The sequence below is a fragment of the Streptomyces sp. TP-A0874 genome, from assembly GCF_001748085.1.
Lineage (GTDB): Bacteria > Actinomycetota > Actinomycetes > Streptomycetales > Streptomycetaceae > Streptomyces.
Genome location: NZ_BBZK01000008.1, coordinates 316413 through 336591, shown reverse-complemented (window position 1 = coordinate 336591; position 20179 = coordinate 316413). Strand labels below are relative to the sequence as shown.

The 20179-nt window shown below is 68.8% G+C and carries 20 protein-coding genes; 17 read left to right on the top strand and 3 right to left on the bottom strand.

Annotated elements, in window-relative coordinates:
- The first annotated feature begins 17 nt into the window (after window positions 1–17).
- From BGP73_RS15915 to BGP73_RS15895, 6 genes are all read left to right on the top strand, one after another.
- Complete coding sequence (locus BGP73_RS15915; RefSeq protein WP_069815326.1) at window positions 18–1124, top strand: DNA cytosine methyltransferase; 1107 nt, start codon at window positions 18–20, stop codon at window positions 1122–1124.
- The gene (locus BGP73_RS15910) at window positions 1121–2011 is read left to right on the top strand and encodes a bifunctional DNA primase/polymerase (RefSeq protein ID WP_069815324.1); all 891 of its coding nucleotides are present in this window, start codon (window positions 1121–1123) and stop codon (window positions 2009–2011) included. The genes BGP73_RS15915 and BGP73_RS15910 overlap by 4 nt, the downstream gene beginning before the upstream one ends.
- Complete coding sequence (locus BGP73_RS23615; protein WP_244501216.1) at window positions 2008–2367, top strand: hypothetical protein; 360 nt, start codon at window positions 2008–2010, stop codon at window positions 2365–2367. The genes BGP73_RS15910 and BGP73_RS23615 overlap by 4 nt, the downstream gene beginning before the upstream one ends.
- Window positions 2364–3773: a DNA primase family protein gene (locus tag BGP73_RS15905; RefSeq protein WP_244501215.1), complete on the top strand. Its 1410-nt coding sequence runs from the start codon at window positions 2364–2366 to the stop codon at window positions 3771–3773. The genes BGP73_RS23615 and BGP73_RS15905 overlap by 4 nt, the downstream gene beginning before the upstream one ends.
- Before the next feature lie 174 nt (window positions 3774–3947).
- A complete protein-coding gene (locus BGP73_RS15900; protein ID WP_079127561.1) occupies window positions 3948–4139 on the top strand; it encodes a helix-turn-helix transcriptional regulator in 192 nt (63 codons plus the stop codon).
- Window positions 4136–5578 (top strand): tyrosine-type recombinase/integrase, encoded by a 1443-nt coding sequence (locus BGP73_RS15895; protein ID WP_107474052.1) that lies wholly within the window; start codon window positions 4136–4138, stop codon window positions 5576–5578. Before BGP73_RS15900 ends, BGP73_RS15895 begins: the two co-directional genes overlap by 4 nt.
- Here BGP73_RS15895 and BGP73_RS22915 read toward each other — a convergent pair.
- The 3 genes from BGP73_RS22915 to BGP73_RS15885 all read right to left on the bottom strand — a co-directional run bounded on the left by BGP73_RS22915 (window position 5575) and on the right by BGP73_RS15885 (window position 8372).
- On the bottom strand, window positions 5575–6678 hold the full coding sequence (locus BGP73_RS22915; RefSeq protein ID WP_139134573.1) for an ATP-binding protein: 1104 nt from the start codon (window positions 6676–6678) through the stop codon (window positions 5575–5577). The two genes, BGP73_RS15895 and BGP73_RS22915, sit on opposite strands and share 4 nt — an antisense overlap.
- Window positions 6679–7045: 367 nt before the next feature.
- Complete coding sequence (locus BGP73_RS15890; RefSeq protein ID WP_244501214.1) at window positions 7046–7600, bottom strand: GNAT family N-acetyltransferase; 555 nt, start codon at window positions 7598–7600, stop codon at window positions 7046–7048.
- 1 nt (window position 7601) lies between these two features.
- Window positions 7602–8372, bottom strand: a complete 771-nt coding sequence (locus tag BGP73_RS15885; protein WP_069815320.1) for a GntR family transcriptional regulator — start codon at window positions 8370–8372, stop codon at window positions 7602–7604.
- Between the two features lie 887 nt (window positions 8373–9259).
- On the opposite strand from BGP73_RS15885, the gene BGP73_RS15880 reads away from it, so the two are divergent.
- The 11 genes from BGP73_RS15880 to BGP73_RS15830 all read left to right on the top strand — a co-directional run bounded on the left by BGP73_RS15880 (window position 9260) and on the right by BGP73_RS15830 (window position 19984).
- Window positions 9260–9547, top strand: coding sequence for a DUF6284 family protein (locus BGP73_RS15880; RefSeq protein WP_069815318.1), 288 nt, complete (start codon window positions 9260–9262; stop codon window positions 9545–9547).
- Entirely contained in the window at window positions 9544–11226 is a 1683-nt protein-coding gene (locus BGP73_RS15875; protein WP_069815317.1) for a hypothetical protein, read from the top strand. Before BGP73_RS15880 ends, BGP73_RS15875 begins: the two co-directional genes overlap by 4 nt.
- Window positions 11223–11729 (top strand): hypothetical protein, encoded by a 507-nt coding sequence (locus BGP73_RS15870; RefSeq protein WP_069815311.1) that lies wholly within the window; start codon window positions 11223–11225, stop codon window positions 11727–11729. Before BGP73_RS15875 ends, BGP73_RS15870 begins: the two co-directional genes overlap by 4 nt.
- Window positions 11726–12058: an RRQRL motif-containing zinc-binding protein gene (locus BGP73_RS15865; protein ID WP_069815309.1), complete on the top strand. Its 333-nt coding sequence runs from the start codon at window positions 11726–11728 to the stop codon at window positions 12056–12058. The genes BGP73_RS15870 and BGP73_RS15865 overlap by 4 nt, the downstream gene beginning before the upstream one ends.
- 30 nt (window positions 12059–12088) lie before the next feature.
- Window positions 12089–12313 carry a hypothetical protein gene (locus BGP73_RS15860; RefSeq protein ID WP_069815308.1) on the top strand — a complete coding sequence of 75 codons (225 nt, stop codon included), beginning with the start codon at window positions 12089–12091 and terminating at the stop codon, window positions 12311–12313.
- Between the two features lie 729 nt (window positions 12314–13042).
- Window positions 13043–13936, top strand: coding sequence for a hypothetical protein (locus BGP73_RS15855; protein ID WP_139134572.1), 894 nt, complete (start codon window positions 13043–13045; stop codon window positions 13934–13936).
- A 76-nt stretch (window positions 13937–14012) separates the two neighbouring features.
- Window positions 14013–16136 carry a hypothetical protein gene (locus BGP73_RS15850; protein ID WP_069815306.1) on the top strand — a complete coding sequence of 708 codons (2124 nt, stop codon included), beginning with the start codon at window positions 14013–14015 and terminating at the stop codon, window positions 16134–16136.
- 207 nt (window positions 16137–16343) lie between these two features.
- Complete coding sequence (locus BGP73_RS15845) at window positions 16344–16820, top strand: hypothetical protein (protein ID WP_069815304.1); 477 nt, start codon at window positions 16344–16346, stop codon at window positions 16818–16820.
- Window positions 16821–16903: 83 nt separating this feature from the next.
- On the top strand, window positions 16904–17563 hold the full coding sequence (locus tag BGP73_RS15840) for a DNA cytosine methyltransferase (protein WP_170837846.1): 660 nt from the start codon (window positions 16904–16906) through the stop codon (window positions 17561–17563).
- A complete protein-coding gene (locus BGP73_RS15835; protein ID WP_069815300.1) occupies window positions 17560–18444 on the top strand; it encodes a bifunctional DNA primase/polymerase in 885 nt (294 codons plus the stop codon). The genes BGP73_RS15840 and BGP73_RS15835 overlap by 4 nt, the downstream gene beginning before the upstream one ends.
- A gap of 343 nt (window positions 18445–18787) precedes the next feature.
- Window positions 18788–19984, top strand: a complete 1197-nt coding sequence (locus BGP73_RS15830; protein ID WP_069815298.1) for a DUF3631 domain-containing protein — start codon at window positions 18788–18790, stop codon at window positions 19982–19984.
- The last annotated feature ends 195 nt before the right edge of the window (window positions 19985–20179 follow it).

Genomic DNA, 20179 nt, shown 5'->3' with positions numbered 1-20179 from the left:
GTTGGAGGTCTCCCAGCATGACGCAACCCATCCCCATCCGGCGAGTGGTCGACTCGCCGCCGCGCATCCTGGCGCTGTGCGCCGGCTACGGCGGACTGGAAACGGCGATCCGGGCCGGTATCGGCGGCCAGGTCGCCGCCTACGCGGAGAACGACCCGCACGCCGCCGCCGTGTTCGCCGCCCACCACCCCGGAGTGTCCAACCTCGGGGACATCACCGCCGTGGACTGGGACCAGATCCGCGACGTGTACCGGCCGGACGTGATCGGGGCCGGTTTCCCCTGCCGCAACATCTCCAACGCTGGACGAAGGGACGGAATCCATGGGCAGTGGTCGCGGGTCTGGAAAAACGTCGCTGAGGCTGTGGGCGTCGTTCGACCGCGCTACGTCTTCCTGGAAAACGTGGCGGCGCTCCGCTCGCGGGGGCTGGACGTCGTCGCCGCGGACCTGGCCGCGCTCGGGTATGACGCGCGCTGGACATGTCTACGAGCTGGTGACCCCGAGGTCGGCGCCCCGCACCCGCGCGACCGTTGGTTCGCAGTTGCCCATCCCGCTGATGCCGACCCCGACCACCTCGGACGGCACTGGCGGCCCCGGAACGTCGCCGAAGCGCAGGGGCGGGATGAACCTGCGCACCGCCGTCACCAGGCTGCCGGCGCCACCGGACGCGTGAGTCTGCTGCCCACCCCCGCCGCGCGGGACTGGAAGTCGGGCGCCTCCAACCTGCTCGGCCGCAACGCACGCCCGTTGAACGAGTTCGTGGTGAACCTGCTCGCCGACACCGGCCCGCTGCCCGGTGGGCCGGTCCGGCTCGACGGGCGGTGGGTCGCGTCCGACGGCACCGACTACGGGCCCGCCATCCGCCGGTGGGAGCACGTCACCGGACGGGCGGCGCCGTGCCCGACCGAACCGGGCACCCGCAGCAACCGGCGCCTGTCGCCGGCGTTCGTGGAATGGATGATGGGCCTGCCCGCCGGGTGGGTCACCTCCGTGCCCGGCGTCCCCCGCAAGGAACAGCTCAAGATCCTGGGCAACGGTGTGGTGCCCCAACAGGCCCACCACGCCTACAGGTGGCTCCTGGGCGCCCCGACCGCCGCACGGCCGGACAGGAGGGCCGCCGCGTGAACGAGGACCTGATGCGCGCCGCGCTGGACGCCGCGGCGCGCGGCTGGCACGTCTTCCCGCTGCGACCCGGCACCAAGCGGCCCGCGCTGCACGGCGAGAAGACCTGCACCCGTACCGGCCCGTGCGCGGGCGGGCACCGCAAATGGGAGCAGCGCGCCACGACCGATCCGGACCGCATCCGCGCCGCCTGGTCACGGGCACCGTTCAACGTCGGCATCGCCACCGGCCCCTCACGGCTGGTCGTGGTCGACCTGGACGTGCCCAAGGACAAGAACAGTTCGGACGCGCCTTGCGGCGCGACGTCTTTCGGGGCGCTCTGCGAGCGCGCCGGGCACGCCGTCCCCACCACCTACCGGACCCGGACCGCGAGCGGCGGAACCCACCTGTACTTCACCGCCCCGGAAGGGGTGCGGCTGGCCAACACGGCGGGCACCGTGGCCGATTCGGTCGACACCCGCGCGTGGGGCGGCTACGTCGTCGCCGCCGGCAGCACCACCCCCGCCGGACCCTACGAAGCACTGTGCGACGCGGAGACGGCCGCACTGCCCGCGTGGCTGCAAACCATCCTGCAACCCGCCCCCGCGCGCCCCGTGGGCCCGCTGAAGCTGCCCGCGGTGGACGGCAGCCGCGCGGCGCTGGCCGCGCTGGAAGCCGAATGCGCCGCCGTGGCCGCCGCCCCGGACGGGCTGCGCAACGTCACCCTCAACCGGTGCGCCTTCAAGGTGGGGCGGTTCGTCGCGTGGGGCGACCTCCCCCGGCACGTGGCAGAGGAGGCCTTCCAAGCGGCTGGAGAGGCCCGGGGACTCACCGCCGCCGAGTGCCGCGCCACGATCCGCAGCGCCCTGGACAGCTCCCTGCGCACCGCCCGGCCCCGGGAGGCGGCATGAGCGCCCCCAACCACCCCCGCCTGGAAGGCCAACCCCCCGCCGCCACCGGCCCGTACGCCGCCCAACCGGCCACCGCACGGACGGCCGTGGGCGAGCCGACAGGCGCCGCCCGTAAGGGCGTCCGAACTGCTCTTCGCTCTGACCCGCGCCGTGGCGACGGCCGCCACCCCGTGGCGTGGCTCCGCATCGTCTCGCCGCCGCGCGGCGCGGTGCCCACGGCCACCTCGCGGTGCGCGTGCGGCAGGGACCGCAGCGCCGTCGGCAAACGCCGGGTGCTCGCCCTGATCACCGACCACGAAGCCCATCGGGCCACCTGCCCGCTCCGTCACTCCCAGGAAGGGAGGACCGCCGCATGACCGGCGTGGAAGAACTGCCCGCACCGTCCAACCCGCTCGCCGTCGCACGCCGGCTGCTGCCGGACTGGCAGACCGAGGATGGGCGCCTGACGTGCCGGCGCTGGCGCGGCTCGTGGATGTGCTGGACCGGTACCTGCTGGCGCGAGGTGGACGAGGCGCAGATGCGCGCGGCCATGTACACCCGGCTGGAGCACGCCACCTTCAGCACGCCCGGCAAGGACGGACAGCCGGAAGTCCGGGACTGGGCCCCGACGAAGCAGAAGATCAGCAACCTGTTCGATGCGCTCGGGGCCGTCATGCTCCTGCCCACCGACACCGACGCCCCGGCCTGGATCGACGGCGACCGCGCTGGCGAGCAGGACAGGAGTCCGATCGTGGCGTGCCGGAACGGGTTGCTGCGGATCCGGGATCGTGCGCTGCTGCCGCACGGGCCCGGTTTCTTCAACCTCGTCTCCGTGCCCTTCGCCTACGACCCGGAGGCGACCGCGCCGACGTGGGAACGGTTCCTGAGGCAGATCTGGCCCAACGACCCCGACGCCATCCAGGCGCTTCAGGAGTGGTTCGGCTACGTCCTGTCCGGCCGCACGGACCAGCAGAAGATCCTGCTGATCGTCGGCCCGTCCCGCTCCGGTAAGGGCACCATCGCCCGCGTGCTGAAAGAGCTGGTCGGCAAGGAGAACCTTGCCGGTCCCACGCTCGCCGGACTCGGCACGAACTTCGGGCTGTCGACGCTGGTGGGCAAGCCGCTCGCGGTCATCTCCGACGCCCGGCTGTCCGGCAACGACAACAGCCAGGTCGTGGAACGGCTGCTGACCATCTCCGGCGAGGACACTATCGACGTCGACCGTAAGTACCGCGAGGTGTGGACGGGCAAGCTGCCCACGCGGCTGATGATCCTGTCCAATGAGCTGCCGTACTTCGGCGATTCCTCCGGGGTGATCGCTCGCCGCTTCGTGGTGCTCAACATGACCGTCTCGTGGCTGGGCAAGGAAGACACCACCCTCACCGACCGGCTCGCTGCCGAGATGCCCGGCATCCTGAATTGGGCCCTTGATGGCCTGGCCCGCCTGGAGACCACGGGCCGGATCACCGAGCCGGCGTGCAGCCGGGAGGCGGTCACCACCATGCAGGACACCGCCTCCCCGACGTCGGCGTTCATCCGGGAGCGCTGCATCACCGGGCCGACGTGCAGCGTGCCGGTGGACACGCTGTGGGCGGTCTGGCGGGAGTGGGCCGAGGACAACGGCGTGCGCGCGGTCGGCACGAAGCAGATGTTTGGCCGCAACCTGCTCTCCGTTGTGCCTCAACTCCACCGCACCCGGCCCCGAGACGCGTACGGCCGGCAGGTCGCCACCTACAACGGAATCGCCCTCAAGCCGTTGGGCCCACATCAGCCTGAGTCGTGACTCATCGCGACTCAGACCCCCTCCACACCGCTCTGAGTCGCGATGAGTCACGACTCAGAGCGATGTGGGCCCAACCTGCTTCGAACTCGTTCCTCCTCCGCGTCCTCTGGTCCTACACATCGGAGGACCTCCGGCTGCTGCCTCTTTCCCTGTTCTCTCGCCCAAGGAGGAGTCGTGGCCAAGCCCCGCGACGAGATGCTGACCATCCCCGACGTCATAGAAGAGATCGGCGTACCGCGAGCGACCTTCTACCGCTGGCGCGCCTGTAAGAAGGGGCCCAAATCCATCAAGCTTCCGAACGGCGCCGTGCGCATTCGTCGGTCTGAGCTGGACCGCTGGCTTGAGTCGCTGGAGGAGAGCGTGTGACGAACGGCACCAACCCCGGGGCTGGGAAGAACACCATCCCAGCCCCGGAAGGATTCTCCTTCGACGTACGCCTGTGGAAGGTGACCAAGGCACAGAGCAAAACCCGTCCATACCAACTGCGTTGGAAGGTCGGAGGCAAGGTCAGCAGCGCGACGTTCGCCACGACTGCCCTTGCAGAGAGCCGTAGGTCCGAACTGTGGCAGGCCATGCGACGCGGTGAGGCCTTCCGTATCGCTGACGGTCACCCTGAGTCCGAGGTCAGGGCAGCCGAAGCGGAAGCCCAAGTCGTGGAGCAACTGTTCTGGTTCCAGTTCTGCCGCGAATACGTCGCACTTCGCTGGCCGACCGCCGCAGCCAAGACGCGCGAGAGCATCGCCGACGGCCTTGCCTCGGTCACGCTGGCCATGGTGGAGCAGGACCGTCAGATGCCTGCCCCCGAGGAACTGCGCCTCGCCTTCCGGTGGGCAGTCGTCCCCAAGCACGCTGACCTGGAACCGCCGGAAGAGCTGCGAGACTCCTACGCCTGGATCGAGAAAAGATCACTGCCAGTGGCTTCGCTGGCTGATCCAAAAATCCTCCGGGACGTTCAGTACAGGCTCTACTTCAAGTTGGATGGCACACCTGCGGCGGGGGAGACCGCCCGTCGGCGACGACGCGCGCTCAACACGGCCGTTGAATACGCCATCGAGCGCGGGGCCTTGGCAGAGAACCCGCTCTCATTTATCAAGAAGGGACAGAATTCCTCGTCGGACCGTGTGGATCCCCGCGTTCTCGTCAACAAGACCCAGGCTGCCCAGTTGCTCGCGGCAGTCTCGTACATCGGTACCTGGAGCCGCAAGAAGGGGCGCCGGCTGGTCGCCTTCTACGCGGTCATGTACTTCGCTGCTCTCCGGCCGAGCGAGGCGGTGGGCCTCAAGAAAGATGACTGCTACTTGCCCGATAACGGATGGGGTGTGCTGACGCTTCGCGACACGCACCCTGTCTCGGGAAAGAAGTGGACCGACAGTGGAACGCGGCACGAAAAGCGCGGCCTGAAGTCTCGTGGGGCCAAGGAAGACCGCCCCGTTCCGATACCACCGCCTCTTGTGCGGATACTGCGCGACCACATCGCAGAGTTCGGCACGGCCAAGGACGGCCGACTCTTCACCAACGAGCGGGGCGGTTTGGTGGGCAGCAGCACGTATTGGCGGGTGTGGCGCGACGCTCGTGAGTACGCGCTCGCGCCGGAGCTCCAAGCCTCCATCCTCGGTGGGCGTCCGTACGACCTACGGCACACCTGCATCACCACATGGCTGAACGCTGGCGTGCCCGTTGCCGAGGTGGCCCGTCGGGTGGGCAACTCTCCCGAGGTGATTCACCGGGTCTACGAGGGGTGCATCTATGGCCAAGAGGAGATCATGAACAAGAAGATTGAGAAGGAACTAGACTGGCCGAGTTAATCTGGCATCTGGCCGCGCCTGAATAGCGCGCGGCCAGCCGCCAGTGTGGCGTGAATGGCGGCGGCCGTGATGGGTATAGAACCCTCTCCTCGGCGGCGAACGATGCTGATGAATGCCCCTTCGATCTTTCCGTCAACTATGGCGCCATGCACCAAGAAAGGTTTCAGTTCTTCGGGTTGTGGCGGTACATGCACCAGCACCATTCCGCCCTTTGGTGTCATGAAAGTCTCGATTTCGAGAAAGTCGGGTGGCGGATAGAGGTGATGTTCGAGGGTACCTTGATATTTTCTTACAGTATTCGCGCCCAGAGGTACGGGGCAGAGGCTGTGAATTATTTCTCCGCTCGGCACCTTCTTCCCCCTCATGCCGACAACAACGATTCCCCCATGCTCTGCGTTGGCGAATCTGGCCACGGCCTGAGCCAATGAAATCTTGCCGTGAGTGCTGGCCAAGTCGTAGTGGCTGCTTTTTACGTCGAGCCAAGGCCCTTCCTGTTGGCCGATCAGGACTTCAGCATTTCCTGCCCTCAACAGGTCAAGCGTCGTTTCTCGCGTAAGTTCCCCGCTCTTTGCGGCGCTTAGCAGCATAACGGCACCGCTGGCGATAGAGTAAAGATCTTCCAGTGTTCGCGAACGGATGCTGCAGTCGATATGAAGCCTCCACGTGAAGGGCGCGGTAAAGCTTTCTCCTGTGCTCACGTCGCGCAATGTCGCCCTACGTTTGCGCAGGTAGTGCTGCAAGGTGCCTGTGAACATCTCAACAGGAGGTTCAAAAGGGTCTTCGTCTGCGTGCGCGGCGACCTCTGCCGTTACTGTCAGGCTTCCGTGGGAAACCTCAAACTCAATAGGACCTGGCCTTGGGTTCGCATCGTCGAAATCTCCGAATTCCTCCTCGGAGACGTACATACTCACGGTGTCGCTTGGGTGCCCGTCGCTGGACCATGCGTCGATAAGGTTCATCATCGCGACCCGATAGTCTGCCGCTTTGATTGCCGCAAGCTCTGTGCGGTGGAACACGTAGCCGAGATCGTGGTAATCCCGCTCGGTTGCACCGAAGCGGAGGGTTTGCGTACGCCGGTCATAGCGGATGGTCCTTGGCAACGTTGCTCCTCATGTAGAGGGGTGAGGTGCCCGGTTGAGGCAGCTCGCAGTCGGATGCCGCGGGATCCCGCAGTGCACGGCCTCATGATGCTCGACCGTGCCGTCGTGAACCCTCTAGCGCAGGTCTATCGCGATCAGTGTGCAGCAACGACGAAGAGCGGGACCCAGTGAGACTGGGTCCCGCTCTTCGCGTTAGGCATCTGCGCTGGTCAACCGCATGATCATGCTGGTTGAGGCGAAGTGCCCCCGGCAGGATTCGAACCTGCGCACACGGCTCCGGAGGGCATGACCAGGTAGGGCACCTTATGGGGTCTGACCTGCTGGAACGCCGGGCCAAGATCACGTTGTCGAGACTTTCACTCGCCACTCACTCGGACGCCACTCCAAGAGGCTGATCGGGGTGGATCCTCACGGACGCGTCGCGCTCAGCCATCCACCCTGAAAGCCGGTGGGCGGGTGCTTCGGTCCGAACGTGACTAAAGCCGTTCTTGAGGTAGTACCGCTGGAGGGCGATGTTCGAGCGCCAGCAATCAAGGCGCACCCACCGGAGACCGCGCTGACTGGCGACTTCGCCAACCCAGTCGAGAATGCGTTCGCCGAGACCTTCACCGGAGACTGAGCGCGCCGTGATCAGCTTGGCCACATACACAGCGGACTCCGGCTCGTCTGCGGCGTGCCAGAAATCCCGGTCCGCAGGAGTGAGGGTCACCGTGGCGACCACGGCAGCGGCCCTGTCCTCAACGACCCATGTACGTCCCTCTGAGATGTCCTTGCGCCACTTGTCCAGTGCGCGATCCCGAAATCCGGGGGACCGCCACTGGTCGATGCCAGCATCGGCCAACCAGTGCTCTGCCTCGATCCGAAGTGTCATGAGAGCTTGGGCGTCATCGGCCGTGGCCCGGCGCAGGGTGTAGTCGGACACTTCAGACCTCCAGCTCGTACACGAGGGTGTTGAGGTTCCCGGGCGCGATGGTGACCATCACGCGCACCGGCTTTCCGTCGGCGCCGTAGCCGATGCGAGCATGACGGATGATCGGTGTCCCGACCCCCTTCGGAAGTTCGAGCCGCTCCGCCTCTTCCGGCGTGGTCGGGGGCCAGGACCGGATCTCATCCCGGAGCTTCTTCTGCGGGTGTCCGATGTACGCGAGGATGCCGCCGGGCCGGGTCACGTCCTCTTCGAGCATTAGGTCCGTGTCCAGCGCGATCCCGGTCGGGAACCATGAGTCGGCGAGTTGGAACGGCTCTCCGTCCACCCGACGGATGCGGCGTCGGACGACGACGAAGGTACCGGGCTCCAGTTGCAGCCATTCGGCCACGTTCGGCGGTGCGGGCTCCACCGAGACCTGAGGAGTGTCCTGCGTAGGGGCCCGCCCCTGCTCTTCGGCCGCGGCCTTCCAGTCGTCCCGGCCCGTCGCCTGGTCGTCGCGCCGTTCACCGCGCTCGAACTGGTGAAGCTGCCACTCAAGGGGGCGGATGTCGCGTACGAACACGCCCTTGCCCTGGTGGCCTTCCACCTGGCCACTCGCCTTCAGGAGTGAGATCACGCGGTAGATCGTCTTGTCCACCACTCCGTACTTCTCCGCGAGTTCCGCCGTGCTACCCAGCTTTGCGCCGGGCGGCAGTTCCCCGGACGCGATCTGGCTCAGGAGCAGGTCAGTGATGTCCCGGGCGGTGAGCTTCTTTTCGACAGGCATGCCGTGGAGGGTATCGCAGCTTCGAGTCCGAGGTAAGCGGCGACGCGAGCCACCTCGTGTCAGAAGCGCAGGGGATAGCTCCTGATTGGGAGCCAGGTGAGTTCAATGTCAGGCGCCTTGGGCGTCTCGCCGTCAAAAACACTTCGTGTCCGAAGCTGTTGACGCATCGTCGGTTCATCCTCTAGCTTCATGCACATCGGAACTTCAGACACGAAGTTTCGGGGAGGCGCACGGATGCCTTCGGGGACAGCTCTGTCTGAAGCCGAAGGTGAAGAGAGCGCTCGTTGCTTGAGAACTGAAGAGAGTGATCCACCACAGCAAGGCGGCCGTGACCATGCCGGCCGAGGTGAGTGGAGACCAGTCGGCCGAGAAGGGGCCCGGTGTCACAGCCCGGCCCTACACCCCGTGCAGGGGGACACGCCACCGACTCAAAAGAACGACGCGGCACACCTTCGACGCTGCGAGGACAGCTCGGGATGAAGGTCTCCCCGAGCAAGAGCAGCCCCGCGTCAACGAGACCAACCAACCGCAGTCCTGTGCTGCACGTCGTCCCCATCTCTCCCTGGTTTGGCTGCGGGAGATGGGCGTCGGCGTGGGGCTGCAGGAAGCCCCTGAACACACAAGCGCGCCGCCCGGAGAGGCAACTCCGGACGGCGCTTCTACAGGCACCTGAAGTGGAGGCACCTGTGATCACCAGTCTGACAGACGAGGAGCGGGCCGAGCTGTCGAGGAAGAACGCCGAGAAGAACAAGCAGTCGTCCGGCGGCAGTGGCCGCCGGTGACGGCCAACCGCTGATCCACCGCCCGATAGGACGGCGCACGGCCCCGGGTCTACCCACCCGGGGCCGTGCTGTGGGCCGTTCACATTTGATGAGGAGCACGACCCGATGAAGTACATCGTCACTGTTCAAGACGCCGTTACCGCAGGCACCGACTTCATGGAGCCGACGGCCGCGGAGCTGGATGCGATCGAGGCCGAGATGCCGGTCATCCGGGCTGAGGTCGAGCTGCTGGACGCGCAGATCACCGCGCTGGACCGGGCGCTGGACGCGCTCGGTTTCACGCTGGCCGATGGTGCCCGGTGGCGGTGGGAGGAGTGGAGCGAGGACTCCGGTGATCCCGACTCCGCGGTTGTTCTGTTCGCCACTTCGACTGTTGAGGAGGTGGCGGCGTGAACGGTCTTCTTCGTCTCATTCCTGATCAGCCGTCCTGGCTGGTGTGGGCTCTGCCTCTGGCCGCGGCTGTGCTTGCGGTCGCGGTGGTCGTGGCCGGCGTGCGGTCGCTGCGGCGGTCCGCGTGGCTGTCGGGCATCGGCCCTCAGGCGTTCGTCGCCTTGGGCGGAGTTGCGGTGTCCGTCTACGGTCTGTGGGGGTTCGCGACTCAGACCGTGCATCTGCCCGTGCCGCTGGCTGTCGCGTTCATCGGGGTTTTCGACGCGGCGGAGATGACTTTGCTGGTCATGCTCTACCGCGCCGCCGACCCGGCTCTCGGGTGGACGCGGCAGCTGCGGCTGATGCACCGCACGGCGTGGATGCTGGTTGCCTTCTCGGCTGGTATGAACGCCGCCCACGCACCGAACTGGCTGTCCCGGCCGGTCCTTGCCGCCGTCCCTGCCTTGGCGGCCTGGTTGATCGAACTTCAGCTTCGGCAGAAGCTCGGCGCGGCGGTCCCGGACGATGATCCGGCCTCCCGGCCGGGGCCTGGGCGGTTGGTGACGCTGGTCTGGCAGCACTGCTGGTCCTGGCTGTTCGCGGTCCTGGGCCTGGATGCCCGTCACTCTGGTGATGTCATCGCCCGGTCTGCTCTCGCTCAGCGGGCCGCACGCCGCGTCTACCGTCTGCGTCTGGCGCTCGCCGCGCAGGAGACGGCCGGTGGCTGGCGCAGGCGGCGAGCCCTGAGCAGGGCGGCGCGTCGCCGCGGGCAGGCCCAGCGGATGCTCTCCCGCGCCGAGGTGGCCACCGACCGGGATCAGGCGCTGGCGATGTCCCGGCACCTGGCGTCCCTGACCGGCGTCGACAGCGTTGCCCGCCTTGACTATTCCGACCCGGCGGCTGTCGTGACGATGGTCGAGCAACTCGCCATCACTCCGGCCGTTGAGCACCTGGAAGCCGGAGGCCGCGCGGCGGAAGCGGAAAGCGCGCGGAAGCGCGCGGAAGACGCGCGGCGGGAAGCCGAGGACGCGCGGCAGCGCGCGGAAGCGGCCCTAGAGGGCGCGCGGCAGGCCTTGGCCGACGCCCGGGAGGAAGCCGAGCGGGTCAGGACGGACCGGGATGCGGCGCTGGCGACCCGTCAGGAGGCGGACTCCGCTGTGGCCGACGCGCGGCAGCGCGCGGAAGACGCGCGGCGGGAAGCCGACACCGCGCGGCAGCGCGCGGAAGACGCCCGGCAGGAGGCAGAGGACGCGCGCAAGCGCGCGGAGACCGACCTCACCCAGGTGAAGGAAGCGGTCACCGACCAGCACCGCCTCCTGGACTCCCTCAAGGCCCAGGAAAAGGCCCACAGGACCACGTTGGAGCAGCTCACAGGCCAGATCGGGGAGGCGGAGACGGTCCGCGACCGGCTGCGCGGCGACCTCGCCACGCTCAACCCCACGACAGCCGCGGCTGACCCGGTGTGGCGGTCCGAGGCCAAACAGCAGGGCTGGCAGCTCTACCTCGCCTCCCTCGCCGATCCCGAGCAGCGCACCGAGCCGACGGCCGCCGACCTCGCCTCCGAGTGCGGCATCCACGTAGGTAACGCCCGGAACTGGCTGAAGGAATTCCGTGCCGCGCGTGCCGCGCAGCTCGCCGCGCGCAAACCGCGCGCAACCGCGCACCCGCCGCGCACCACCACCCTTGAAGGAGTTTCCGCATGATCGCCGTCGTCCGTGCCCGTACCCTGCACGCCCTACGCACCCGCGCCTCCGAGACTGAGACGGAGGCTGAGGCGGCCCGTGCCGAGGCCGAGCAGCACCGGAAGGAAGGCCAGCAGGCCGCCGAGGCCGCGATCCGAGCGGAGAGTTGCCTGGAGGAACTGCGGGAGGCGCTCGCCCGCACCACCGCCGATGCCGCCCGCCTGCAGGGTGAACTGGCAGCCTTGCGTGCCCAGTCCCTCCTCGACACCGAGGACCGGCAAGCACTGCGGACGCTGCTGCGCATCACCCGCAAGCAGAGCGCCCGGACGGACCGCGTCTACGTCCTCTTCCACCGCGGCCAACTGCACAGCCTGCACACCACCCTGGAGGCAGCGGAGACCGCGGCGGAAGCCGAAGGCGCTGCACGCTCTGGCTGGACCACACACACCCCGGGGGCCGCCCTGCCCCCGGCCTCCGAAGTCCTGTGGCGGGTGCAGCCACTCGCCCTCGGAGGTTCCCAGTGACCGCGCTGCCGGTTTACCGGTGGCGTCTCGCTCCGGACGGCCTGGCCACCCGCCGCCAGCTCCGGGCCATGGGGCTGCGGCCCGGTGGGCAGGAGGTCGCCGCCCAGCTCGAACGACCGCGCCGTCGCCGCGGGCCGCTGGTGGCCTACCTGTACCGCATCGACCGCGCCCGGCCCGTGCGGCCGATGACCCCCGCACGCGAGGCGGCCCTGGCCAAGGCGATGCGTGCCCGCCGCGTCTGCCCGGTCTGCCGGCAGGACCGGGGGTACTGCATCCCCCGCTCGCTCGGCATGTGCCCGTCCTGCCACGACCAGCCGGTCGCGGCGTGAGTCCGCAGCTCACCAACCTGGAGTACCGAAATGACTGCTCAGATGCCCGATTACCACTTCGTCATCACTGCTCAGAAGGCATTGCCGGGCGGCGTGGGTGCCGCGATGGCCGACTTCTCCGGCTACCTCACCCCCGAGCCGCACTGGACCAGGCACGACGCGTTCCTCTGGATCCGGGCCGAGTTCGAGAAGCGCTACCCGGAGATGGTCCGGGCCTGCATTGTCTTCTTCTCGCTCGAACCGAACACGCTCTGACCGCGCACGACACGCTGCGCGATGGCCCGGCGCGGCCTCCAGCCTGGCAGCTACCGGGCCGCGCCGGGTCCCTGACCGCTTCTCTGAGCAGCAGGAGTACCCATCATGACAACCCCCGTCGAGCAGACGGAGCAGATCCCGACTCCCGTCCTCTCATCCGAACCCGCCCCTATTCCTGCCGCGGAGCCTGTTCCGGCTGTGGCGCCGCTGCCGGGGGTGCCGCTGTTGACGGCCGGTGCGAACGCTACGGGCTTGGCGACCGCGGGACTGCTCAGCGCGGGCGGTCCGCTGGCGCTGGCGGCTACCGGGCTGGCCGCGTCGGCCATGGCCGCAGGTGTCTTGACCAGCCGTGCCCGCTCCCGTCGGACCGCTGCTGCGGGCTGGCGCGTGGGTTCTTCGGCGACCGGCCGCGTTCCGTCGGCACGAACCGCGGCGTCCCGCACCGGCGGGGCCCGAACTGGCATGCCGTTCGCTGGAGCGGCGCGTCCGTCGTCCTCGGTCCTGCGGACTGCGGCGGGCCGTCGTGTTGGAAAGGCCACCGGCCCTGGCAGTGGGGGCGGTAGGTCGTCCACGGTGCCGAGCGGCGGCCGTAGCGAGGCCAAGACGGGCGGGAACAGTCCGCATGGCCGGCCTGTTGCTGGCCGGACCACCCCGTGGTCCAGCCGATCCGGCGCCGCGGGTGGCGCCCCTTGGGGTGGTTCTTCGGGCCGTAGTGCTTCTACTGGTGCCTTGGGGCGGGGGCTGCGGGCTGGCAAGTCGGTGCTGGACCGGGCCCAGGCCGCGCGGGCCCGGCAGTTGGACAGGGCGGCCGACCGGTCGGCGAAGCTGACGGAGAAGGGCAGGACGAAGGCCCGCGGAGAGTCCGGCATCGACCCCGGCAAGAAGTCGCCGACCAACGGTCAGGCCCAGGGCAAGGCCCTTCGGCGGTCCGCTCTACGGCACGGCGCGCGGATGGCGGGCAGCGCCGGGCTGGCAGCCGGGATAGGGCTGGGATCGCTGCTGTGGAACTTCAAGCACCCGAGCAGGGCCTACCACCTGGCCCGCCGGGTCTGGGCTCGTCTGACCGGCCGGGCCCGCAAGGTGCGTGAGGAGCGGGATGCCGCTCTGCGTGGTGAGACCGGTCCTGGTCAAGGGCCGGTGCCAGCCGAGACCGTCAACGATCCGAATCGCACCACCCCCATGCAGCGGGCTGCGGCCCGCTTCGGCCGGAAGGCTGCCCGCCTGCGGCTGGACAAGACCGAACAGGACAGGGAGACCGCTGTGAGTACTGAGCAGACCACGTCCATGACCAAGCTGTCGGATGCCGCCGAGGTGATGCTGCAGGCAGCCAACACCTTCGAGCCGGAGGTGATGGCGGAGTTCGAGACGTTGATCGATGACCTGCCTGAGGCCATGGTCCACGTGCAGGAGACCCTGCGGGTGCTGGCCGAACTCGCCCAGGAGCGGCTGCCGGTCCACCCGGCGGTGGTGGAGGAGATCGGCGAGGGCTTCCGCGCCATGAACCGCGTCATCGAATCCCTGGACGAGGTCGGCGCTGTCTACCGCCGTGTCCACGCCGAGGACATCGAGCGCATCGAGTCTCCTCGCAACGGGGTCGACGCCGAACGCAAGTGGAACGTGTGACCCGCACCCCCATCCTCTGCCCCTCCACCGCCGCCTCCGCCCCGACCGGGCGGGGGCGGCTCTGCGCTGAAAGGCCATGATGAGCAAGAACCCCAAGAAACCGAAGACCGGTGACCGGGTCGACTGGCGAGCCGGACACGGGCCACTGACCGGCACTCTCAACGCCACCGCCGGGGCCCTCGCCGCCACCGCCCTCGCTCACGCCACCGGCACCCCCGAATGGTGGGCCCTGGCCGCCGGTGCGGCCGGAGCGACGGGCACGATCGGCGCTGGACTGCGGAAAGCCGTCACCAAGCTGACCCTGGCCTTCCGGGGCGGATGCTGGCTCACGGCCGGCACCTGGTCCTGCTGGGCGCTGTCCACCGGCGACCCGACCAGCCCTACCGCCCTGGCCTCTCTCGCGATCGCCGGGCTCACCGGCGGCACGCTGTCGACGGCGTTCGCGGCGCACGAGGAGACCGAGCAGGCCCGCCGCTCCACCCTCCTTGTCCTCGGCACCCGCCGGGCCCTGGCAGCCGAGTGGATCGACCGCCTGGAGCGCGTCTGCCGCATCAGCGACACGCAGATCCCCGGCATCGAGCAGTGGCCGTCCGGCTACGGCTACACCGTCGAGGTGGAACTGCCGGCCGGAGGAGTCACCCGCCGAGCGGTGAAGGACCGCACCGAGGCGCTCGCCTCGGACCTGGACCTGCCCACCGGCTGCGGTATCACCGTCCTGGACGGCATCAGCAAACGCCGGGTGTTGATCTTGGTGAAGACCAAGTCCCTCGCTGGAAAAGAGACCCCGTTTCCCGTGGAGGAGCTGGCCGAGGTCGAGACGGTGGTCAACCCGTTGCCGGTCTCCCTGCTGGCCGACGGCGGACGGGCTGAGCTGGATCTGCGGCAGGCGTCCACGATCGTCGCTGGCACCACCGGCACCGGAAAGACCAACTGGCTCCACACCCTCATCGCCCGGCTGAACCAGTGCAACGACGTGCTGGTGTGGGTCATCGACTTCAACGGCGGCTCCCTGGGCCTGCCCTGGCTCCACGCCTGGCGTCAGGCCCAGCTCTCCGGCGACGAAGAACAGATGGCGGCGGTGCCCGTGCCGGGGGTGGACTGGGTGGCCTCCACTCCGGAAGAGGCCAAACGCATGCTCGGTGTGGCGGTGCGGATCGCGGAGGCAAGGAAGGTCGCCTACCAGGACCACATGCGAGCCGAGGACGACGACAAACTCCCCGTCGGCCCCGACCTGCCCGAGATCGTCATCGTCGTCGACGAGAGCGCGGAGGTTGCGGCGACCCGCGCCGCCAAGGACACGCTCGCCGGGATTTCCAAGGTGATCCGAATCGCCCGGGCCATGGCCGTCCGCGCCGTCGTCTCCGCCCTACGCGTCACCCAGGACGTCCTGCCGGACCCGATGGTGCGGAAGATGGCGTCGAACCGGGTGTGCACCGGCGCCACCGAGGACTCCGAGCTGGGGCACTTCTTCGGCTGGCGGGCCCTATCGGCTGAAGACTCCTTCGACGGGCCCGGCTCTCTTCTGGTCGGCACCGACGGGAAGTCCCCTCACCCCGGCCAGCAGTGGCGCATCAAGCCTTCGCTGATCGACACCGTCTGCAAGATGACCGCTGCCCGGCGCCCCGCCCTGGACAAGGCATCGCTGGAGGCGGCCGGCACCGACTACACCAACCGCTGGCTGCTGGAACGCTGCGGTCACCTGTGGGCCGCACCCGTCGGCGCCACCGCCACCGGCGGACAGACAGGCAGCGGCGGGACCGGCAGTGGACCGCGGCGGGAGTGGAAGGCCACCGCCGATTGGGACCGCCCCCGCGAGCGAGACGTCCAGACCCCGGACGCGGCCGAACTCGCGGCATGGTTCAACGCCCCCGCCGCCCACCGCGACCAGCAACAGCCGAAGGCCCAGGACGGGTTCGACGGAAGCGACCCATCGACCTGGGCCACCCGCCACGACCGCACCGACAACGCGGGAGACGCGCGGAAAGCGGCGCTGCTGCTGATCCTCGCGGCCGGGCCGCAGGGCACAGGCGCCTCAGCCATGGAACGGGAGTTGAAGGACGACTTCGGCACCCGCCGGCCAGTCATCCAGCGCTGGCTCAAGGAGTGGGCCGAGGCCGGTGAAATCGTCCGCGTCGGCGAAGGATCCAAAGCCCGCTACGTCCACCGCGAGCACGCCCCCGGCGACTCCGCCGACGACTGAACCCGAACCGCCTGCCTGTCACCTGTCACCCCGCCACACACCCCCGCCCTCAGACGCTCGCTGGCCTGTCATCCCCCCTGTGACCTGCGAGTTACAGGTGACAGACAGGTGACAGGTGACAGGTGAAGTGACAGACCGAGTGACAGGCAAACCCCCACCCGCGACACCCGTGTGGGGGTACCTCCCCCACCGCTTTGGAGGCCCGTTGTGGACACCCGGTACGAGATCACCACCGCACCCGACCCCACCCGCTTCACCCACCAGCCGATCGCCCTCGTCCACCCGGCCATGGCACCCGAAGAGATCCCACCAGGCGTGCAGATCGTCACCCTGCCCAGCGGCATCCGCACCCTCGCCTACACCCAGCCACCCACCCCAGCACCCGACCCCACCACCCCCACCACGCAACCGATCCCCACCTGGGCCAAGACCACCGCCCTCCTCTCCCCAACCGTCGGCGCCGGAGCAGTCGGCCTCTCCTACGCAGCACCGGGACTAATCGCCATGAGCCAAGCCCTGTGGTCCGCCGTCGCCCTCATCGCCACCAGCAGCGCGGCCGTCACCGCCCTGCTCTGGGCCGCACGCCGCAGCACCAACCAGCAGGCGGCACCCGCACAGATCACCCAGAACATCACCGCCACCGGTCTCTTCGGCCGCGCCAACGGAACCATCAACCACCACTAACGCACGAGGGCAGCCCCCATCCGACCAAGAACCGGGGCCGCCCTCGTCTCACCAGCCCCTGCAACAGAACTGGAGAACCCAGCATGACTCCACCTGTCCTCATCAGGCCAGCACGTCGCCCGCGGCTGTTGGACCTGTGCTGCGGAGCCGGTGGCCTGTCCATGGGCTACCACCTCGCCGGGTTCGACGTGACCGGCGTCGACCTCCACCCTCAGCCGAACTACCCCTTCGCCTTCCACCAGGCTGACGCCCTCACCTACCTGACCGACCTCATCACCACCAGCCGTATCCGCGAATTCGACCTGGTCCACGCCTCGTGGCCCTGCCAGCACTTCGCCCGCGTCACTGCCTGGCGCGGCAGTCGCGGGGCCCACCCCGACCTCCTCACCCCCGGCCGGGAACTCCTGAAGGCCACCGGCCTGCCCTGGGTCATCGAGAACGTCCCCGAAGCACCCCTGAGGCCCGACCACATCCTGTGTGGCTCCCAGTTCGGGCTGCGCGTGCGGCGCCACCGCCTCTTCGAAACCTCCTGGGGCGGCGGAGGAGAGCTACTGCCCCCGTGCTGGCACCCCAAGGGCCGCAACAAGCTCCTGGCCTTCGAGCACAAAGACGAACGCGCCTACGCCGACGCCATGGGCTGCACCTGGATGACCAACCTCGAAGCACGCCAGGCAGTACCCCCCGCCTACAGCCAATGGATCGCCGAGCAGTTCCTCAACACCGACGAAAGGGCAGCGGCATGAACACCCTCCTGACCACCGCCCTCGACCTGACCGCCCGCGGCTGGCACGTCTTCCCTCTCCGCCCTGGCACCAAGCGCCCCGCCCTGCACGGCGAAGCCGCATGCCCCCGCACCGGACCGTGCGCGGAAGGGCACCGCAAGTGGGAGCAGCGCGCCACGACCGATCCGGACCGCATCCGGGCAGCCTGGGCGAAGGCCCCGTTCAATATTGGTGTCGCCACCGGGCCCTCGGGGCTGGTGGTGGTCGACCTTGATGTGCCGAAGGAGGAGAGCGACGCGCCTTGCGGCGCGGCGACCTTCAAGGCGCTCTGCGAGCGCGCCGGCCACCCGGTCCCCACCACCTACCGGGTGCGGACCGCCAGCGGCGGCCAGCACCTGTACTTCACCGCCCCGGACGGTGCCCGGCTGTCGAACACGGCGGGCACCGTCGCCGCTTCGGTCGACACCCGCGCGTGGGGCGGCTACGTCGTCGCCGCCGGAAGCACCACCCCCGCCGGACCCTACGAAGCCCTGAGCGGCCCGGAGACAGCCGTTCTCCCCACGTGGCTGCACAACGTCATGCAGCCTGCCGCGAAACGCTCTCAGGCGCCGTGTACGGCTGTAGCGGGGCAGAAGCGCCGATATGCGGATGTAGCACTCTCCAGCGAGACCCGGAATGTCGCCGCGGCCCCAGTCGGCGAACGAGAAGCAACCCTGTTCCGGGCGGCGCGCGCTTTGGGGCGGTTCGTCGCATGGGGCGACCTCCCCCGGCACGTGGTCGAGCAGGCTCTTCAGGAGGGAGGCGAGGCGGCCGGACTCACCACGTCCGAGTGCCGCTCCACCCTCCGCAGCGCCCTCAACTGGTCCATCAACCACAACCAAACCAGGCGGGCGGCGGCATGAGCAACCGCCAGCCCCCCTCTCTGAAGAGCACTACCAACGCCCCAATCGGCCCGCGCACCGCCCAACCAGCCGCGCACCGACGGCTCGTGGGCGGGCCGAAGGTCGCCGCCGAAGGCGTCGCTTCATCCCTTCTCCCTGACCCGCGCCCGGGCGATGGCCGGTACCCGATCGCCTGGCTCCACATCACCGCACCAGGCCGCGGCGCACTGCCCACCGTCCGCTCCTGGTGCGCGTGCGGCCGGGACCTCTTCACCGTCGGACACCGCAAGGCCGCCGCTCTCATCGCCGACCACCAAGCTCACCGCGAGCGCTGCCCACTCCGCAGCAGCGAAGGAAAAGCCGCATGACCACTCACCCCATCGACGGCGCTCAGCTCCTGGACGAAGTCGAGCACTTCCACCGGCGCTTCAACGCCTTCCCCACCGAGGCCGCCTACGTCGCCGTGGTCCTGTGGGACGCACACGCTCACCTGCTCGACTGCTTCGACTCCACCCCGCGGCTGGCCTTCCTCTCCCCCGAGCCGGGCTCCGGCAAGACGCGGGCACTGGAGGTCATCGCCACACTGGTGCCCCGCCCGATGCACGCGGTCAACGCCTCACCAGCCGCGCTGTTCCGCGCGGTCGCGGACGAGACCGGCCGCCCGGTGATTCTCTTCGATGAGATCGACACCGTCTTCGGCCCGAAGGCCAAGGACAACGAGGACCTGCGCGGTCTCCTCAACGCCGGACACCGCCGCTCCGGAGTCTCCTACCGATGCGTCGGAGATGGCGGACAGCAGACCGTTGTCGCCTTCCCCTCCTACTGCGCCGTCGCGCTCGCCGGGCTCGGGTCCCTGCCGGACACGATCCACACCCGCTCGGTCGTGATCCGGATGCGCCGCAAGGCGCGTTCGGAGACGGTCGAGCCCTACCGCGAGCGCATTCACGAACCCCAGGGCCACACCCTGCGGGCCGAACTGGCGAAGTGGGCAGAGCAGGTCCGCGAGAAGGTGAACGATGCGTGGCCGGAGATGCCGGACGGCATCACCGACCGGCCGGCGGATGTGTGGGAGCCGCTGCTGGCGGTCGCTGACGCCGCAGGCGGCCACTGGCCCGAGCGCGCCCGAGCCGCCTGCGTCGAACTCGTCACGGCCGTTGCCGAGGATGACCGGGGCAGCCTCGGAGTGAAGCTCCTGACCGACCTACGCGACCAGGTCTTCCCCGGCCAGAGCGCACTCTCGACCGTGGAAATCCTGCACCTGCTCAACGGCATGGAAGACGCCCCATGGGGCGACCTGGACGGCCGCCCACTCACCGCACGCGGACTGTCGAAGATGCTCGGGGAGTACGTGACCGGACAGGGAAAGCGCATCAGGTCCCGCACCGTGCGCGTCGCAGGACAACCGATGAAGGGCTACACCCGCGAGGACCTCAACGACGCCTGGGACCGCTACTGCCCCCCACCCCCCAAAACATCGGTTACATCGGTTACACCCATCCCCACACCTGCACTGATCAGCGCAGACGACGTAACGGCAGGTGTAACCGCAAGCGGGGTGTAACCGCACGCTATCGGTTACACCCCGCCTTCCGGTTACAAAAAACCGGCCTCTGACCTGCGATGTAACCGATGTAACCGACGTAACCGACTTCCCAGGGCCGGGGCCGCCGAAGAGCCCCGGCCCTCCCACTGGCGTGCCCGCGTCGACCACACCAAGTGACGAACCCGCACGCCCACCTGTCACGTAAAGCCGCAG

What these genes read in the sequence shown, in the direction of transcription:
- BGP73_RS15915 (WP_069815326.1), top strand. Translation starts at nt 18, where the DNA reads ATGACGCAACCCATCCCCATCCGGCGAGTGGTCGACTCGCCGCCGCGC.
- BGP73_RS23615 (WP_244501216.1), top strand. Translation starts at nt 2,008, where the DNA reads ATGAGCGCCCCCAACCACCCCCGCCTGGAAGGCCAACCCCCCGCCGCC.
- BGP73_RS15905 (WP_244501215.1), top strand. Translation starts at nt 2,364, where the DNA reads ATGACCGGCGTGGAAGAACTGCCCGCACCGTCCAACCCGCTCGCCGTC.
- BGP73_RS15885 (WP_069815320.1), bottom strand. Translation starts at nt 8,372, where the DNA reads ATGCCTGTCGAAAAGAAGCTCACCGCCCGGGACATCACTGACCTGCTC.
- BGP73_RS15880 (WP_069815318.1), top strand. Translation starts at nt 9,260, where the DNA reads ATGAAGTACATCGTCACTGTTCAAGACGCCGTTACCGCAGGCACCGAC.
- BGP73_RS15870 (WP_069815311.1), top strand. Translation starts at nt 11,223, where the DNA reads ATGATCGCCGTCGTCCGTGCCCGTACCCTGCACGCCCTACGCACCCGC.
- BGP73_RS15860 (WP_069815308.1), top strand. Translation starts at nt 12,089, where the DNA reads ATGACTGCTCAGATGCCCGATTACCACTTCGTCATCACTGCTCAGAAG.
- BGP73_RS15850 (WP_069815306.1), top strand. Translation starts at nt 14,013, where the DNA reads ATGATGAGCAAGAACCCCAAGAAACCGAAGACCGGTGACCGGGTCGAC.
- BGP73_RS15840 (WP_170837846.1), top strand. Translation starts at nt 16,904, where the DNA reads ATGACTCCACCTGTCCTCATCAGGCCAGCACGTCGCCCGCGGCTGTTG.
- BGP73_RS15835 (WP_069815300.1), top strand. Translation starts at nt 17,560, where the DNA reads ATGAACACCCTCCTGACCACCGCCCTCGACCTGACCGCCCGCGGCTGG.
- BGP73_RS15830 (WP_069815298.1), top strand. Translation starts at nt 18,788, where the DNA reads ATGACCACTCACCCCATCGACGGCGCTCAGCTCCTGGACGAAGTCGAG.